This window comes from Paraburkholderia aromaticivorans (assembly GCF_012689525.1).
Taxonomy (GTDB): Bacteria; Pseudomonadota; Gammaproteobacteria; order Burkholderiales; family Burkholderiaceae; genus Paraburkholderia; species Paraburkholderia aromaticivorans_A.
The window spans coordinates 832,782-851,236 of the sequence record NZ_CP051516.1 but is presented as its reverse complement, the minus strand read 5'-3'; the positions used below and the strand labels follow the sequence as shown (position 1 = coordinate 851,236).

The window sequence follows — 18,455 nt, the reverse complement described above, 5'->3', positions numbered from 1 at the left end:
AGACATGTTATCGATCAGAAATCTGCATGCGGGCTACGGCAAGGTCAAAGTGCTGCACGGCATTTCGATCGATGTGCCGAAGGCGTCTGTCGTCACGCTGATCGGCTCCAACGGCGCGGGCAAAACAACGACCATGCGCGCGATCTCCGGCATGATCCGGCCGAGTGCCGGTGAGATTACGATGGGCGTCGGCGCCGACGCAAGGCGCATCGACGCGCTGGAGTCACATCGCATCGCGCGGCTCGGACTCGCGCATTCGCCGGAAGGCCGGCGCGTGTTCGCGACCATGAGCGTGACCGACAACCTGATGCTCGGCGCGTTCCCGCGCCTGACGTCGGCACGGCCGCGCGGCGACGTGAAGGCCGATCTGGAGCGCGCGATCGAGATGTTTCCGCGGCTCAAGGAACGACGCCATCAACTGGCCGGCACGCTTTCCGGCGGCGAACAGCAGATGCTGGCCATGGCGCGCGCGATCATGATGAACCCCGATCTGGTCTTGCTCGACGAACCGTCGATGGGACTCGCGCCCATTCTGGTCGAAGAGGTATTTCGCATCATCGGGAACCTGAAGAGTCAGGGCGTCACCATGTTGCTGGTCGAACAGTTCGCCGCCGCGGCGCTCAATGTGGCCGATTATGGCTATGTGCTGGAGAACGGCAGGATCGCAGCGCATGGGCCCGCAGCGGAATTGCGCAACGATCCTTCGGTGAAAGCGGCGTACCTGGGGGCGAGTCACTGAGGCGCACACCGGTCCCGGCCGATAACGCGTTTATCGAACTCATAGGCTCGCAAGACCGCGATCGAGTTCCGCCGCCACGAACTGCACGCTGGGTTCGACGATCAGGTCGGCGTGGCCGCCGGCGACTTCCGTCACTACCAGCCCGGCGCGCGCGATTCGCCGCCAAAGCAGCACCGGGTCGCCGTGTCCATTCTGCGCAACCGCTCCACGGACATAGATGATCGGTCCCGCGTCGTAGGGCTTGGGCCGATAGGCCGCCATCGCGACCCGCGTCGTTTCGCGCATATGCCGCAGTAGCGGCGGCATCGCGGGGCTATAGCCTTGGGGTCGCCGCGCCATGAGCCCCGCGCGCATCCGCAGGTGATCCATCACGCCCGCGAAGCGGTCATTCAGATAGCCGGGAAGCCGCGCCACGGGAAGCGTGCGCAGCGCTTGCCAGTGTGAGCGGGCAGAGCCCGCGCGCCGCTGCAACCGAGCCATCCACGGCAGGCAATGTTGATCCACGTACGTGTCGAGCATGAAAAGCAATTCGATCCGCTCGCCCGCGCGTCGTAACTGTTGTGCGACCTCAAACGCCAACAGCCCGCCGAATGAATAGCCCGCCAACGCGTACGGCCCTTTTGGCTGTACGGTGCGCATCTGTTCAATGTAGCTCGACGCCATGTCTTCGACGCGCAACTGCGCCGGCTGCTCACCGTCGAGACCGCGCGCCAGCAGACCATATACCGGGCGCGGACTATTCAGCGCGCCGATCAACGCAAGGCATTCCATCACCGAGCCGCTCGCGCTGTGCATGAGGAAAAGCGGCAGGCCGGTGCCGGCGCGCACCGGCACGAGGGTCGGCGAAGACGGCGGCAGCGCATCGTCGCAGATGAGCGTGGCGAGCCGCGCAATGGTCGGCGCAATCATTAGCATGGTGAACGGAATCGCTCGCCCGGTCGACTGGCGGACTTCGGCGAGCAAACGCGTTGCCAGCAGCGAATGACCGCCGAGATCGAAGAAGTTGTCGTCGCGACCGATCGGCGCGACACCGAGCAACTTCTCCCATTGCGCCTGCAAATGCGCCTCGAGTTGCTCGCGGCTCTCCCCCACAGGCGGCAATTCACGTGTGGCCAGATTCAGCGCCGGATGACGCCGGATCGACTCGAGGCACTCGGGATTGCGCAACGCCTCCGCATTGCCGATCGGCAGGCCATTGACCGCGTTGCGCGCGGCGACTTCGGAAAGTTTGCCGTTATGAGTTGCCGGCAAAGCATCGACTGCGATGATGCGGTCCGGCACGTGCGCGGGCGACGCGCGGCGCGCAAGGTCGCGGCGCACGCGGGCGGCGAGCGAACCGTTCAACACGGCGCCGTCGGTCAGCACCAGCAGCAACACGACGCGCGACTCGAAATCGTCGGGGACCGATTGATTGCCGGCCGTATCTCGCACTCTCTGCTCGACGACCAGGGCCTCGCGGATTTCTGGAATATCATTCAAAACCCGGTAGATCTCAGCCGGACCCACATTGATGCCGCGCACGTTCAGCACGCCGTCGGAGCGGCCGTGCATCCGTGCGCCGCCGTCCGGCGAAAACGAGATCAGATCGCCGTGCGTCCAGACACCCGGATTGCTAGCGAAATAAGCCGTGTGAAAGGCCGTCCCGTCCTTGTCGCCGAAGAACCCGAGAGGACGCGAGGGAAACGGATTGACGCAAACGAGCTGGCCAACGCCATCGCTGCGCCCCCCTCGCTCCCATGCCTGGACGTCGAGCGCAAGGCTCTTATATTGGGCCTTGCCAGCGTAGACAGGCAGATTCGGATTGCCGAGCACAAAACAGCCGAGAATGTCCGTGCCGCCCGAGATGGATTGCAGTTGCAGCGCCTTCACGTGAGCGCGCACCCATTCGAATTGCGCGTCGAACAATATGGCACCGGTCGACAACATCGCGCGCAACGCGCCGAGGTCGAACTCCGTGCCGCATTCCAGACCCGCTTCCTCGCACATTTTCAGGTAAGCGGGACTCGTGCCGAACACCGTGACGCGCTCTTGCGCTACGAGGCGCCATAGCGTGTCGACCGTCGAGATCGGGCCATCGTATGTCACGATCTCGACGCCGGAAGCCAATGCGGACAGCTGCCAGTTCCACATCATCCAGGCACAACTCGTGTGGAAATACAGTCGGTCGCCTGGCCGCAGGTCCGTGTGCAGACGATGCTCCTTCAGGTGCTCGAGCAGCGTGCCCCCGGCCCCATGGACAATGGACTTCGGCTTGCCGGTGGTTCCCGACGAAAACATGATGAACAGTGGATGGTTGAATGGGAACCGCCGCCACACGAAGCGGTCGGCATCGCCGGCGTCGAGCAGTTTGGTGAGCGAATGGACCGGCTGCGTCACCGTACTCGGCAAAGTCCCCTCGTCGAGGCACACGACATCTTGTAGCGATGGCAACGCGGCCGCCAGATCCGAAATTCTGCTTGCAACCGAGGCGCCAGTGTCGAACGTCCGCGCGGCGGTGTGTGCGATCAGCATACGTGGCGCGAGCGGCATGAAGCGATCGCAGATCGCGTCGACACCCATCTCCGGCGCCGCAGTCGACAATGTTGCGCCGAGGGCCACGACGGCCAATGCGGCAACGATCGCATCCGCGTCGTTGCGCAGAACGCCAACCACGCGGTCACCCTCAGCCAGTCCCAACTCCGACAGCGCCTGCGCGAGGCGCGCCACACGCTCGCGCAGTTCCGCGCGGGTGAGGTGGATACGGCGACCATCGGCGTGGCAGGCAGTCAATGCAGGTGCGTCGGCTTGCGCCGCTGACACCGCTAGCAGATTGTCCGCGTAATTCAACTGCATCCGCGGGAAAAAGCTCGCGTGTTCGCAGTCGTCGCCCAGGCAGACCGGCTCCACATCGCCCGACCATTCGAGTCCGGACGACCACTGCACGAAGCATTGCCAGAAAGTTCGGAACTCTCGCACGGAGAAATCGTGGAGCGCTTCGTCATCGCGAAAGGAGCGACCTGTGTGGGTCCGCAGGAAAGTGCTGAACGCTGTTATTTGCGATGCATCTACTTGCTCAACCGTACTCGCGTAGACAGGTGTGTGCACCGTCGAGCGGTCAGGCGCAAACGATCGGCCGGGTAGGTCGACTCGATTCATGGAGGCTCCACTTATGTCATGCGACGTCGCTTGGAATCGACCACGCATCGGACGCGACACGCGCACCGACTGCAGCTCTGCGTTTCCTGATCGCGACCCTGATGGGGACTTCGGGGACATTCAACCTCGCCTTTCGGCTGCACAGATTAGCTGATCGATTTAGCGTATTCCGTACGAAGTCGAACACTCGCCCGCAGACTTTGATCGCACACTTCATACAATGAAATTCTCGTTACGGTCCGGCTGTAATCTGACAAGGAACCTGCTACGCAGTGCGCTGACTTGCCACGGTCATCTCAACAAGCCGGCCGTCTGCGCAGTAAGCCGCTTTCATCATACACATCGAGGCGGCGGTTGAGGCGCGCGGTAACCGAGGTTTATGTGCTGTACCGAACGGAGTAGCGTCATTCGTACAGATACTCTACGTCTACACATGCTCGACCAAACACGCAGCAGGTGCCCATTACCGCATTGAGCCAATCGTGGATCAATGCCGAGTTACGAGCGGACAGCCGGCTAGATGAAGTCCGGTTTATTTTTGCATCCGCTTGGAAATGACAATTGGAACAATTGACGTATTACATTTTCACAATGCCAATAATTACCGTTTAATGTAAGGCGATATTGGTTGGCATGTCTTTCTGGGTCGGCCAAGACTTCGGCGTTTTACGACTTTTCCATGGTCGGACGCCGGACTACAAAGCTATACTTCTAACTTAAATAATTATGATTTTTGTTGCCGGGGAACACGACGCCTCGCATGATGGCGGCGCGCTTCCTCGTGTCGTACGGAGAAGGTTTTATTCTATATTTTAACTTTTCTTTTCAATAATCAGCAGCCAATTTGTATAGAAATAATATATTTCTATATCCATCTTCCTCCCTATTTTAGTTGTCCGCCGCAGATCGTCTGATGAATTCGTTTTGTCCGATTCGGCGAGCGCCTTGCCTCAACGGTTGAAATGACCGGTACGACTTGCAACGCCGAAACTGATGTACTCGTCAACGAACTTTGAACCGGGGGCAGCAATGGCTTTAGTCGGCAAGGTATCGGAGTCAGTGTCAAAGGAAGTCAATCCTTTCGATACCCGCTACGAAGGTCGTTCGCACGCCGACCATCCTGAAATGGGCGATCGCGACTTTTCAGCTCCGCATATGGATAGCGCATCCGAATTCAGTCGCGGCGAAGAATCCTTTTCTGCGGACGTGTCAGCAGATTCCGCCACAAGTCCCCTGGCTTGCCGTGCGTTGTCGGCGGCGAACGACCCTGACATTCCGACAAGGAAAAGTGACGTCACGAAACGCGTTTTGGATATTTTCGGCGCGTCAGCCTTGCTCCTTGTCCTGCTGCCGATTTTTCTCGTAATAGGTTGCGTCGTACTGAGCGACGGAGGCTCGGCTTTCTTTGGTCATCCGCGCGTTGGACGAGGCGGACGATCGTTCCGCTGTTTTAAATTCCGCTCCATGGTACCGAAGGCCGACGTCGTTCTCGCCGAACTCCTTGCCACCGACGCCAGCGCGCGTGAGGAATGGAATCGCGATTTCAAACTGAAGAAGGATGTCCGCATCACGTCCGTCGGCCGGTTTCTGCGCAAGACGAGCCTTGACGAGCTTCCTCAACTCTGGAATGTCCTTAGCGGCGACATGAGCCTGGTTGGCCCCCGACCTATCGTCAACAAGGAGTTGGAGCGGTATGGGGCCGACGCCCACTACTACCTGTCGGTCAGACCTGGAGTGACAGGATTGTGGCAGGTCAGTGGACGAAACAATGTCGATTATGCGACGCGAGTGGCGCTCGACGTCTCCTATGTGAAGCGACGTTCAACGTTACTCGACATCAGCATTCTGCTGCGCACGTTCAAGGTTGTTTTTGACGGAAGCGGAGCGTATTGAGCGAATGCAATCGAACCATGTTGAATCGATCCTTACGGACTGCCGATGAGAATCGTTCATGTTGTCGAATCGACAGCTACCGGCACGCTCTCGGTGGTATGCATGATCTCGAATCGTCTGGCGAGTGAGGGTCACGAAGTCTACGTAGTATTTTCCAAGCGCAGCGAAACGCCCGACAATTTACCCTCCCTCTTTCATCCGAACGTCCACTTGCGGCAATTTCAGATGAAAGGCCGGCCGGTGACCAGCATCCTGTTCGGATTGCGTCGCGAGCTCAATAGTTTGCGCCCGGACATCGTTCACCTGCACTCGTCGTTTGCGGGATTCCTCGGACGACTGTCAACCATCTCCTCTTTGAAATCGGCCAAGTTCTTTTACAGTCCGCATTGCATTTCTTTCATGCGCTCGGACGTCTCCAGGCTAAAAAAAACATGTTTCATCGGACTCGAGGCGTTGGCCTGCCTGAAGAAATCCACGTATGTCGCATGCTCCGAGAGTGAACGCGCAATCGTACGACGCTACTTGCGCACGCAAGTGGTACTGGTCGAGAACGCGCTCGACAAACACGTGGCAACAGATCACCTGGCTGCTTCGACTCACGAGCGCACCCGTCCGTCCAGATGCGTCGTGACCGTCGGCGGAATCAGACGACAGAAGAACCCCGAATTGTTCGCGGAAATCGCACGTCTTTTCAAACGACAAGGTGTCGAATTCGTCTGGATCGGCGATGGTGACGAAGCCGCAAAGAAAGTACTCGGTGAGGCGAACGTCACGGTCACCGGCTGGCTCAGCCGGTCGGTGGCGCTGGAAAGGGTTAAAAGCGCAGAAGTCTACCTGTCCACTTCCTCGTGGGAGGGGATGCCCATTTCTATCATCGAAGCCATGGCGCTCGGAACACCGATCGTTGCCTCGGGTTGCCCAGGGAACATCGACGTTCTTAGTCACGCCCGGACCGGCATGATCTTCAATAGCGCCAAAGAGGCTGTGGCCTCGCTAACTCGGATGATGGACGACGACGACTTTCGGATCGCCATTGCTGAGCGCGCGCAAGACGAAGTAGGTAAGCGTTTCAGCGAAGACCGCTTCTTCGATGACGTGACCGCGCTTTATGAAACGCAGATGACGTAAATAAAAATATTGGCGTTTTATATCTCATTTATTTTTCTTTTTTTCTCGTCTTGATCGCGCTGACAAGCGCGTATCGTCCTCCCTCGATCGCTCTAATTCGACTCGCGCGTCGGCATGTTGCAGACGCCGGCAGGCCGAACGAACGCAATCCCCTGAAGTTTTCTCCTCCGCAAAAACCCTAAGAACAGCGGGGTTTGGTGCGAAATTGCGACATCGGCAGAATGGCATTGATTGGCTAAGCTAACCAATATTCCAGTGCTAGCTTAGTGGCGTACTACGCTCACACTTTGTCCGAACAGTACTGTCTTATTTAACCCTCCGACCCTGTTAAAAGTACTAATTACTGACATAATTTTCGGTTGGGCATTTTTTCTATTCATGTTAGGATTCGCTCTCGGTAGATTTTACAAAAGATTTCATTTTTGTATGAAGAATCAACGGCTTCAACGCGGCCGTCCACACATTTTTAGCAAGCACTATTTACTGATGCGAACTTCCATCCAAGGGTTTTCCCTCTCTACGCGAGGATCTTGCAACGGTAGCTTCTGCAAATCCCAAGCCGGGCGAGGCGGTGCAGCGATCGACCGTCGCTGCATGAATTACGCCTTTCATTCCATACGAAAGGCAAACGTTTGCGCGTAGCGAACTGAGCCGCGAGTACCTGCACCTGCCTGCTTCGCGAAAAGCCGGGGCTGTGCAGCGTCCTTAGCGGTGAGGTAAACGGCGATCCAGTTTTGTCGGCTCCGTGTTAAGCACACCGACCCTACAAAAGGCTGCACGCCGGGGTAGCGTCTCGTCTCTTTCCTTCGGGTTTCAACGCGGGATTGATTGGACACCCGCACGAATTGCATGGTGTTCTGGAAACTCGCCGATTATTTGAACCCTCAATTTTTATTATTCGCAATCCTAACAACCATGCATAACACTCAACTAAGCAGTACTAAATTACGACCGAATAATCCTCTGCGCCGCACGCGCGTCAACAGCATCCTGTCGTCGCATAAGGTGCGTCTTCTTGGCGCCGCGATTGTCGGCAGCGTCCTCCTCGCAGCTTGCGGCGGTGGCAGCGACTCTTCGAGCGACGCAGCGGCAGTGGCCAACAGGGCGAAGCGCAACCCGTCGGCGCCTGCAACGACAACACCGGCAACGCCGACAACACCGACAACACCGACGTCGAATGGCAAGATTTTTTACGGCGTCAACGGCCACCTCCAGCAAGGCGGTGCCTACGGCACGTCCAGCCCGCAAACCCAGTTGGCGCAGCTTCAAGATCTCGGAATAACGATGTATCGCAGCGACGTTTCCGACAAGGCGGCTGCGACGGCACTTGCACAGTTTTCGACCACTATGGCTGCCGGAGGCGTCACTGTGTATCCGGTGCTCCTCATCGCGCCGCAGGAGTACGCGAATGAAACCGCGTCCTACAACGCTGGATATGCGCTCGGTCAGCAAGTAGCCTCAGCAATGCACGCGTCGTACTACGAGGTCGGCAACGAACTTGAAGCGGACGCCCTCGCCGGCAACTACGACGGCACCTTCTCGACCGATTACACCAACAGCAAATTCATGCTTGCGCGTGGCGCAATCCGCGGCATGATCGACGGCATCAAGTCCGTTGACACGCAAGGAAAAATTGTCATGGGCGCGGGAACCTGGCTGCACTGGGGATTCGACCAGATGCTCGCGCAGGGCACGCAACCGGATGGCACGGGTGGTCATCCCGTCGTTTCCTGGGACGTGACGGCGTGGCACTGGTACAACGAGTATGACGATATTCAGAACATCTGCGGTGGGTCGGGCTGCTACAACGTGCTGTCCAAGCTTCAGGCGTTCGGCAAACCGATCTGGTTGACCGAATATGGCGTTCGCCCCTGGACGGCCACGAACGCGCAAGCTGCGACCTATCTGACCGGCAATATGATGATGGCAGAATACGCGTCGGTGGCTTCGACTTACAACCTGCAATCTATCCAGATGTACGAACTGTACGACGATCCTGCAGGCGCGTACGGACTGCTTCAGAGTGATGGCAAGACGAAAAAGGCGCAGTACACGAGCGTAAAGTCCTTTATCGCGTCGCACCCGATGTAAATGCAGTTGGTTTGTTTGTCATTGTGCATACGCGCCAGCGCCTCGACGCTGGCGCGTTTCTTCATCGAGTGCCCCTCTCCTTGAAGGCAAACCGTGCTGGTCGGAGTGCACGGGATCTAACGACATCTGCGGCCTTCTAGTGGCCAAAATGGGTTGACCCTCACCTGATTTGGCGTCTGTTCGGAATATCGAAACAGATACGACTATCCACGATCGCGATTCGCTCATCAGCACACGCGTACTGATCGAACTCCCTTTTCCACAATATGAGCGGTAACGAACGGACCCCGACTATTCGACCCGATACCGTGGACGCTCATCCCAATCGCGCCGTGCGCGCGGCGCTCTTCAAGTAGAGAGCGCGGGGCTTTTCTTAGACCCGCATCACGACCTTGACGCGCTATCACGCTCGCCATGCGAACGATCGCGCCTGCCCGGCGTGGCACGCCAAATTGAAGATCTCGGGGAATTTGCCACGCGACGCTCAAACGCATGCGGCAAATCAGGCCGGCTTGCTTTTACCTCGATATTTTTTCCGTTTGGCTTTCCCTAACCTGGGCCGCCGATAACGAATGCCTCGACAGCAAGGACGAAATATGTCTTCACGTGCATTGGAAAACGCGATTGACTCACTTACCGGGCCGGAAGATTTTGTCTACAACGGGAGATTTACGGGTCAGAAGACGACCGGAGTACAACGCGTTGCGCGAGAACTTATTGTTGCGATGACGCAACTCCCGGAAATCAAGAATGTAACTGTCGTCGTCCCGCCCGGCGACAAAATATTGCCCGTCGATGGCGCAAAGACCGTCAAGATTGGCTTCGGCAAAGGGGTTTTCTGGGAGCAGTTAGTGCTCCCCCTATTTGCCGGGCGGCGCCGAATCGTCAACCTGAGTAATTCAGGATCGATATTCCGCCCTCGCCAGGTCATTTTCATGCACGACGCGGCCGTATTCGACACGCCCGCCCATTTCTCCCTACGCTTCCGTGCATGGTATCGGATCATGTTCTGGATTCTTGCGCGCACGTCGAGTTGCATCGTGACCAACTCTGACTTTTCTCGCCAACGCCTAGCCCATCATTGCGGCGTGTCCGCTTCGCGAATCGGCGTCGTCCCGCTCGGCGCCGATCACCTTGACGCCTTGGAACCCGAGACAAGCGTCCTGGGCGAAAATACCTTAACGTCGAATCAGTTCGTACTAGCGGTCAGCAATCTCAATCCGACCAAGAATTTCGCGCGAATTGTCGAAGCGTTTCGTCAGGTCAATGATCCTTCGCTCGACCTTGTCATCGTTGGCATGAAGAACCCGATCTTCGGCAAGATTGACGACATCTCCAACATTGCCCCCAACATCAAATATGTCGGATATGTGAGCGACAGCAAGTTAAAGGCGCTCTATCAACATGCGCGCTGCTTCGTTTATCCGTCAATCTACGAAGGATTTGGAATCCCGCCGCTCGAGGCAATGAAAAATGGCTGCCCTACCCTGGTGGCCAGCGCGGCCGCGTTGCCCGAAGTTTGCGGCGAGGCCTCGCTCTATTGCGACCCGTACTCTTCGGACGACATCGCCGACAAATTGAAATCATTGCTTTATTCCAGCGAACTCAGAGCGGACCTTAAGCACCGAGGCTATCTTCACGCGAGCAAGTACCGCTGGCAAACCAGCGCGCAAATCCTGCTGCGCGCCTTGGAAAAGCTTTGATATTGCGAGGTATGCTTAAGGCATCGGGTGTGCCGCGATAAAGCTCTTCACCTGTGCGAAACGCCGTTTTTGTGTAATGCCATCACCTTCGATCAGGCCGTATTTTTCATCCGGCTGATCGTATAACTGATAGAGCGTAACATTTTGGATTCCATATTTTTTTGCGTCCGCAACGAAACCGCCTAGTCCGTCCTGTCCAACCAGGTATGCTCCAGGTTCCCCGTCAGAATAATCCGGTCGCACGCCGAATTCCGTAATCCAGATTGGCTTTTGGTATTGCGTACTTAGATGCGTCAGTACATGTTTCAGGATGTCGACTTGCGGTAGCCACGAAGCCCGGCTTGGACTCATTTCGGAGTACCAGTGCCAAGCTGTGATATCCCACTCCACTACTTTTGTGGTATCCCGCGCCCCATCCGGTTCAGTACCGTCGCTCAGCATGTCAGAAAAACCATAGTGCAGCCAGCTTAGCGAGCCCAGCAGTATCCGGGCAGACGGCTGGACCTCCTTGATGCCGTCTATCATGCCGCGAATCGCGCCGCGCGCCTTCCGGTACTTTGCATTATCGTAATGGGACGGATAGTCGCCGCTCGCGCCGTTGAGAATCACGTCGTTGTCGAATTCGTTACCCACTTGATAGTGCGAAACCAGCCCTTTCAACGCCGTAGCCGCGTCGAATCCGAGTTTGCGACCTTGAGCATAAGCCATTGATTCGTTCAAATTGGCCTGCACGTCCGGCGTAATGATCAACGGCAGTATGCCGACGCACTGCGCCGCCGCCACACGCGCAAGACGCGCGACATTCTCCGCTGCGGCTTTGTCCCCCACGTCCTGTGCGTATATAGTCACGCCAAGATCCCGTAGCTGGGAGATCTGCGCATTGAAGCTGCGCGCCGCATAGACACCACCCTGCTGGACATGGCCAACGATTCCATAGAAAACACCCGTGCGCCCGGTGGGACATGGAATCTGCGGCGCAGCCGCGACCGGAACGTAGGAAGGCCTATTCGCAGGCCGTGCGCTTTCCAGAATGAAGTCCGACCATTTGGTTTCCTTCAAATGAACAAGAGTGACAATGGTGAGACTGATTGCTATTCCAGTAAAGACAATAACAATAGCGGATGATCGTTTCAACATCTGACTGGCGCCTCGCTGTCGTTACGAATATTTGTGAGTCCGCATTCGAATGCTGCCGTGCCAAGCCAAACCGATTGCAGGCGACATCCAAGCTCACGGCCATCCAAGGTAGCAGCATTGAATACGGCGTAAATAATGCTGAGGCCGGTAAATATGACTTGGCATCTCCGTCAATCCTGCCGTAACGCTATAAGAAAAAAATACTACCCGTGCTTAACGCAGTATCCGCCTACTTTAACTGAACCAGCGCAGCGCAACGTGCGCTAAACCACAGACTCCGAAGTGGTAAAGGCGGTATTGATATCACACTCGCCCTGAGTCGCGTCGTTGGACGCGGCAGACGAATCGGCGGGTGGCGGGCCAGGCAACGACATCAAATCCGAGCCAGCGATTCGTCGAACCAATGTGAATCCACGTACCAATTTCGACCCTGGCGAGTCCCAGGGTCGGTGTCCAATGATCGACGCGGCGCAGTTTGTCGCACCATCGAGAAGTTTGTCACCCCCGACCTTGGAGATGGCGCCTTTGAACACCCATATTTTCAATTCCGGATCGTCTCGTGCGGGCAACGAGGAGGGTAACTTTTCGTTGCGCGACATGCTTCATCTGTTGCGAGACCATATCTGGACTCTCCTGGCATTCGTCGCGATAGCGACGACGTTCGCGATCGCCTACGCCTTTCTTTCGGCACCGACCTACTCCGCCGACGTCGTCGTGCGTGTCGACCCGCCTGCTCCGCCCGATCCGAATGCCCTCGGCATTTCCCGCCAGGATGGCATGGCACAGCAGCAGCAAGGCACGCAAACGACCGCTGCGGAAATCTCCCTCATGCAAAGCCGTTCCGTGCTGGAACCGGTGATTCGCCGGTTTCAGTTCGATGTCGAGGTGGTGCCGCATACCTTCCCTATACTCGGACATTTCGCGGAGCAATTCGCGGAACCCGGCCATCCCCTGAAGCCGTGGTTCGGACTAAGTTCATTTGCCTGGGGGGGCGAAACGTTAGGAATTCCGTCGCTCAAGGTGCCCTCGTATCTCGAGGAAAAACCTCTCGAACTGACCGCGCTCGACAAGGGACAGTACGAACTTCGCATACCCAACGGATATCTCTTGCTGCGTGGTGAAACGGGCAAGTCAATGGCGACGGCTGACGGGCTGTCGATCACGGTCCAGGAACTCGTCGCCAGACCCGGCACCCGTTTCACGGTAACCCACCACAATACCCTCGATGCAATCGACGGCTTGCGGCGTCAACTCAAGATCGCTGAAGTAACCAAAGACACGGGCATCGTCCAGATCTCTTTTGCCTCGAAAGACCGTGGTCTGACCGCCGACGTCGCGAATGCGGTTGCCCAACAGTACATTGCGTCCTCGGTTTCAAGCCGCCAGCTTAACGACACGAAAACCCTTGAATTCATCCAAGGCGAATTGCCGCGGCTGAGACACGATCTCACGAGTACCGAACAGGCCTTGAGCGACTATCAATCGTCGACCGAGACAATGCGCCCGACAACCGAAGCGCAGTCCTATCTGCAGGGCAGCATCGAACTGCAGCAGCGCATGTCGGCCTTGCAACTGCAGCGCACGCAGGCCACGTCGATCTTCACGCCCGACAGCCAGCAGGTCAAAACGATCGACGCGCAACTCACCCAACTGGCCGATGCAAAGCGGGCTTTCGACTCACGCTTTATCAGCATGCCAACATCCGAGCGGCGCAACGCCGAACTCACCCGCGATGCAAAGGTGGCAGAGACCATCTATCTGGGTATGGTCAGCAAAGCCGAGGAGCTCTCCGTACGCCGCGCAAGCGCGACCGGTGGCGCGCATATTGTCGATGAAGCGATGCAGCCGTATCGGCCGGTCAAGCCGAACCGCCCGTTGGTGATCTTCGCAGGTGGCGGGCTGGGCTTTTTCATCGGCGCATTCTTCATCGTGATACGACGCTATGCAACGACCGGTGTCACCGACCCGCTCTTTGTAGAACGCAGGCTGGACGTGCCGGTCCTCGGCGAAGTGCTATTCAGCCGACAACAGGCTCAGCTGGAGAATGAAACATCAGTGCAGCCTTCCCGGGAACCGTTATCCGGCCGTGATGACGGCGTGCCAGGCTTGCCAGATCCTTATTCGTTAGCGCCGGACGCGCTCGACGTGCAGCCTTCGACAGCCCCTTTCGCCGCGGGGGTCGCGCGCGAGGCAGCCGCGCGGATTCTCGCCAGCCGGTTGCCTCATGAACCTTCGGTCGAAGCGCTTCGCGAGGTACGCACGCAGGTATGTCGCGATCGTCTGAACAAGAAGAACAACATTGTGATGTTGACGGGTCCCAGCCCGTCCACCGGCAAGAGTTTTGTTGCGGCGAATCTTTCCATACTTCTCACGGAGGTCGGCTTGCGCATCCTGCTCATCGATGCCGATATGCGCCGAGGAAACCTCGCCTCTTTCTTCAAGCAATCCAATCGCGGCGGCTTGTCCGAGGTTCTTCAGGGCAAGATCCGCAGCGCTGATGCCGTGCGATCCGTTGGTGTTCGCGGCCTGTCGTTTATTTCATGCGGCGCCTATCCGGACAACCCGTCAGAGCTCTTGATGATGCACGACTTCAAGCAGGTCGTTGATCAGTTGAGCGAGCAGTTCGACCTCGTGCTGGTCGACACGCCGCCTTTCCTGGTGGTGACCGACGCCGCGATCATGGCACCCCACGCAGGCGCGACCGTCCTCGTACTTCGCTCTGGCATGCAGAGCGAAGATGAGATCGCTGAAACAGTCAAGAAGCTGCGGCGCGCGGGAGGACGACTTCTGGGATCGGTCTTCAACGCAATTCCCAAGCGGCCCAGCAACTGGAGAAGCTACGAGCACGCAGCGCAGTACACGCGCACGCTCAAAGAGACTGACGAAGTATGACGCTACAGAGCAATTTCCAGTTGGGTTCTACAGGAAGGGCGCTCGCGCAATTTGCTCTTTAAAACACCTGGCGAGTTCGCCGGAAAGCAGGGTCTCGAAGCCGGACAGCTTCGAGACCCAACTATGTGTTGCAGCGAGAACAATTTGTTCTCGATCATGTGGGGTGAACTATTCATGAGCCGATCCACGCCGCAAATTGGAATCGAGGTAAACGAGAACCGCATTCCCTTCAATTCACCCGCCATGACGGGTAACGAATTGAAGTACATCGCGGAAACTCATTTCAGTAAGAAGCTTGCTGGTGACGGCTGTTTCACGGGACGTTGCAACCAGTGGCTGCAGGAAAGAAGCGGTTCCAGCAGGGCTCTGCTGACTCACTCATGCACAGCCGCGCTCGAAATGGCGGTTCTGTTGCTGGACATTCAACCGGGCGACGAGATCATCATGCCTTCGTACACGTTCGTCTCAACGGCGAACGCATTCGTCCTGCGCGGTGGCGTGCCTGTTTTCGTGGATGTCCGTGAAGACACCATGAATCTCGACGAGCGATTGATTGAAGCGGCGATCACGCCACGAACCCGCGCAGTTGTCCCGGTGCATTACGCCGGGGTGGCATGCGAAATGGACACTATCCTGTCCATTGCGCAACGCCACGGACTCAAAGTTGTGGAGGATGCTGCGCAAGGCGTCATGGCCACCTATAAGGGCCGCGGCCTGGGCTCCATTGGCGACCTCGGAGCATACAGTTTTCACGAAACCAAAAATATCATCTCAGGCGAGGGCGGCGCCCTGCTTATCAACGACCCCGCTCTCACGAGGCGTGCGGAGATAATCCGCGAAAAAGGCACCGATCGCAGCCGCTTTCTTCGCGGAGAAGTCGACAAATACACTTGGCAGGAAGTCGGCTCTTCTTTCTTACCGAGTGAGCTGATCGCTGCTTATCTTTGGGCACAGTTGGAAGATGCTGAAAAGATTACACAGGCACGCCTCGCAAACTGGGAGCGCTATCATGCTCTTCTCGAGCCGTTCGAGAGCAAAGGCGCACTGCGTCGCCCCGTCATACCAAAAGAATGCAAGCACAACGGACACATGTACTACGTGCTGGTTGAAGATGAAGACGTCCGGCAGCGCATACTCGACGAGTACAGAAGACAGGAAATAGGTTCAGTATTTCATTATGTTCCGCTTCATTCTTCTCCAGGCGGACAGCGGTACGGCAAAGTTGGCGGCTCATTGGACGTTACCGTCAATCAGTCAAAACGCCTGATCCGCCTTCCCCTCTGGGCCGGCTTGACCGAAATGCAGCAAATGCGAGTGGTCGACATTTTTAGCGCGCTTCTGAATTAAGGCGGCAGATTCCCGTCAGGCACGCGAGATTAGCTTCCGGACGCTGACGAAAGAGTTTTTGTCAGCGTCCGGATGTCATTCGCCCACTTCCTGAACCGGTTTGCAAGCCTCCTCTGGAATCCCATGAAACAGAGCAATTCCTCGCACGCCGATCTGTACTATTTCGTCTGGGTATTCGCCATGCCTGTGACGTCAGTACTGCTCATGCCGGCCGTCCAGGGCACGACAGTGGGTTACATCATGTGTTTTTTTTCATTGCCCCTGGCACTCGCGTGGGCCGGCGCTTCACGCACCCGCTATGTTAACTTCCTGATCGCCGCGGCCTCGGTATGGATATTCTTCTTCCTTGCATCGCAACTCGCTGACACCGCAGCCACCTACGAACCTGATTTTACAAAAGTTCTGCTCATCGACGACACCGACGTGTCGACCTTCGTACTCAGAAAGAGTCTGTTCACACAGACGATCTATCTCGTCGCCGTCGTGCTCTATGCATCATATGTCTATGTTTTCTACAAACCGTCGTGGCGACAATGGCTGCTTGCCTCGGCGGCGATTTTCGCTGCGTACGGCATATATGAAGTCATCTACTTTATCGTGACCGGCCAGCCCGGCGACTTCATTTCCAACCGGTCCTTCGGCGCCGAATTTCGAAACAATGACGGAACATTGGCGGACGGCTCGGTGACGGGGAGTTCCTTCCAATGGCTCGATATCCACGGCTTCCATATCCAACGGCTGAAGAGCCTCACCGGCGAGCCGTCAATGTATGCCTTGTCGATGTTCCCGTTCTGGGTTTACTTCAATGCGACATCGAAGAAACGCCTGCCGGTTTGGATCATTGGCGCCTCGCTCATTCTGAGTACCTCGTCGACCGCTTTTATCGGCTATGTTGTTTATTTGCTCATCCGCATAAAAAAGATCCGCTTTCATCCGATCAAGGCCATGGTCGGCGCGCTGATACTATTTGTGGTGGCGTATCTGGCAAGAGACTACATTGCCGATCTCTTTCAACAAATGATTCTTGACAAGATAGACGGACGCAACGTGTCCGGTGTCGAGAGATCCGGCTTCTTCCGTGCCTCGATGGACATGTGGGCAGGTGGATCGCTTGCCAACCAGCTGTTTGGGATCGGCTTTGGCTATATACGATCGACCGATCTTTTCTCCACCCTGCTTGTGAACACTGGGGTCGTAGGGCTCATCTTCGTGAGCATGTTGATCCTTTACCCGGCTTTCAAACTTGATTGGTCGGCAGAGGGGATGGCATTGCGCCAGTGTTGCGTCACGACCTGGGTGATGATGATGATCTCCGTGCCGGAATTCTCCTATCTCGCGCCATGGACCTTCGTCGCCATCGCTTATGCGCGGCTGCATGCCGCAAAAGTTGCAGCGCGCCAGAGTAGCGACACGGGTAGTTCAGTCAATGATCGGCGACTGACAATGAGAAGCCGGCTCTAAGTCCTTTGAGCACGCTCGATCTGGCCGCCGGCGAGAACTTCACGCATTTGACCGTCAACGTCACGATCGCATAAGCAATTGCAATTGCACGATGTGCCGGCGCGAGGTGCTTGCGGCTGAAATAAACGCGATTGCGCGCCGTATAGAACAGGCTGAAGGGACTTTCATTGCCCCCGGTGGACACCGCCACCTTGTGACCGACACTCGATGTCGGCACGTACAGCAGGCCGATATCGGCACTTTTCATGCGCCAGACGAAGTCACTGTCGTCGTAATAGACGAAGTATTTTTCATCCATCATTCCAATCGTTTGGAAGATGCTCTTGTGCAGCAACATAAAGCAGGTCGGCGCGTATTCCGTAAACATTTCTTCGTCGAACTGCCCGCGATCCTCCTTCCGATCGCCCACGTGCGGCGTGGTGGCGGTAAGCAGTGAGAATCTTCCGCCCGCACACCAAATCCGGTTGGTGCCGTGATAAGTGATCTTGGGCACCGAGGCCAACGCGCCCGCTTCCTCGGTGTGCCGCACCAATCCCGCGATCACGTCGGGATCCGGAAAGTCGGTGTCGTTGTTGGCCAGCAGAACGTACTCGCATCCGTCCGCAAGCGCCATCTCTATGCCCTGATTGTTGCCGCGAGCGACGCCGACATTGTCATCATTGAACACGATATCGGCGGGAATATTGTTGAGCGCCGCAAGCTCGCGCGATATCGCACACCCCGAATCCTTCTCGCTGTTGTCGATCACGTACAGCTTGAAATTCGCATCGCGCTGGGCGGCGAGACTCTTGAAAAAATCGGGAAGCACGGAATCGGAGCGATACAGCACGGTGACAATCCCGATCAGCGGCGAACCATATCTCGTTGACATATCGCGTCCTTCAAATGAGTTGCGCAGGCGCCCGTCGCGGCGCCTCCGTCATGGCGTG

At 57.0% G+C, this 18,455-nt stretch carries 11 protein-coding genes; 8 read left to right on the top strand and 3 right to left on the bottom strand.

Annotated elements, in window-relative coordinates:
• Window positions 1–4: 4 nt before the first annotated feature.
• Window positions 5–739, top strand: coding sequence for an ABC transporter ATP-binding protein (locus HF916_RS31775; protein ID WP_168792828.1), 735 nt, complete (start codon window positions 5–7; stop codon window positions 737–739).
• A gap of 39 nt (window positions 740–778) precedes the next feature.
• On the opposite strand, the gene HF916_RS31770 is transcribed toward HF916_RS31775, so the two are convergent.
• Window positions 779–3,874 carry an acetoacetate--CoA ligase gene (locus HF916_RS31770; protein WP_168792827.1) on the bottom strand — a complete coding sequence of 1,032 codons (3,096 nt, stop codon included), beginning with the start codon at window positions 3,872–3,874 and terminating at the stop codon, window positions 779–781.
• A 1,029-nt stretch (window positions 3,875–4,903) separates the two neighbouring features.
• On the opposite strand from HF916_RS31770, the gene HF916_RS31765 reads away from it, so the two are divergent.
• From HF916_RS31765 to HF916_RS31750, 4 genes are all read left to right on the top strand, one after another.
• A complete protein-coding gene (locus HF916_RS31765) occupies window positions 4,904–5,767 on the top strand; it encodes a sugar transferase (protein ID WP_168792826.1) in 864 nt (287 codons plus the stop codon).
• Window positions 5,768–5,812: 45 nt separating this feature from the next.
• Entirely contained in the window at window positions 5,813–6,895 is a 1,083-nt protein-coding gene (locus tag HF916_RS31760) for a glycosyltransferase (RefSeq protein ID WP_168792825.1), read from the top strand.
• Window positions 6,896–7,723: 828 nt separating this feature from the next.
• Window positions 7,724–8,986 carry a glycosyl hydrolase gene (locus HF916_RS31755; RefSeq protein ID WP_240975775.1) on the top strand — a complete coding sequence of 421 codons (1,263 nt, stop codon included), beginning with the start codon at window positions 7,724–7,726 and terminating at the stop codon, window positions 8,984–8,986.
• Window positions 8,987–9,582: 596 nt separating this feature from the next.
• Window positions 9,583–10,689 carry a glycosyltransferase family 4 protein gene (locus HF916_RS31750; protein WP_168792824.1) on the top strand — a complete coding sequence of 369 codons (1,107 nt, stop codon included), beginning with the start codon at window positions 9,583–9,585 and terminating at the stop codon, window positions 10,687–10,689.
• Window positions 10,690–10,704: 15 nt separating this feature from the next.
• Here the strand turns inward: HF916_RS31750 and HF916_RS31745 are convergent, their stop codons facing one another.
• Entirely contained in the window at window positions 10,705–11,826 is a 1,122-nt protein-coding gene (locus tag HF916_RS31745) for a glycosyl hydrolase (protein WP_168792823.1), read from the bottom strand.
• A 516-nt stretch (window positions 11,827–12,342) separates the two neighbouring features.
• On the opposite strand from HF916_RS31745, the gene HF916_RS31740 reads away from it, so the two are divergent.
• The 3 genes from HF916_RS31740 (at window position 12,343) to HF916_RS31730 (ending at window position 17,526) form a co-directional block, all read left to right on the top strand.
• Window positions 12,343–14,718 carry a polysaccharide biosynthesis tyrosine autokinase gene (locus tag HF916_RS31740; protein WP_431311460.1) on the top strand — a complete coding sequence of 792 codons (2,376 nt, stop codon included), beginning with the start codon at window positions 12,343–12,345 and terminating at the stop codon, window positions 14,716–14,718.
• A gap of 243 nt (window positions 14,719–14,961) precedes the next feature.
• The gene (rffA, locus tag HF916_RS31735) at window positions 14,962–16,065 is read left to right on the top strand and encodes a dTDP-4-amino-4,6-dideoxygalactose transaminase (RefSeq protein ID WP_240975843.1); all 1,104 of its coding nucleotides are present in this window, start codon (window positions 14,962–14,964) and stop codon (window positions 16,063–16,065) included.
• A 123-nt stretch (window positions 16,066–16,188) separates the two neighbouring features.
• On the top strand, window positions 16,189–17,526 hold the full coding sequence (locus HF916_RS31730) for a hypothetical protein (RefSeq protein WP_168792820.1): 1,338 nt from the start codon (window positions 16,189–16,191) through the stop codon (window positions 17,524–17,526).
• Here the strand turns inward: HF916_RS31730 and HF916_RS31725 are convergent.
• Complete coding sequence (locus HF916_RS31725) at window positions 17,489–18,397, bottom strand: glycosyltransferase family 2 protein (protein ID WP_168792819.1); 909 nt, start codon at window positions 18,395–18,397, stop codon at window positions 17,489–17,491. The genes HF916_RS31730 and HF916_RS31725 overlap by 38 nt on opposite strands.
• Window positions 18,398–18,455: the final 58 nt, after the last annotated feature.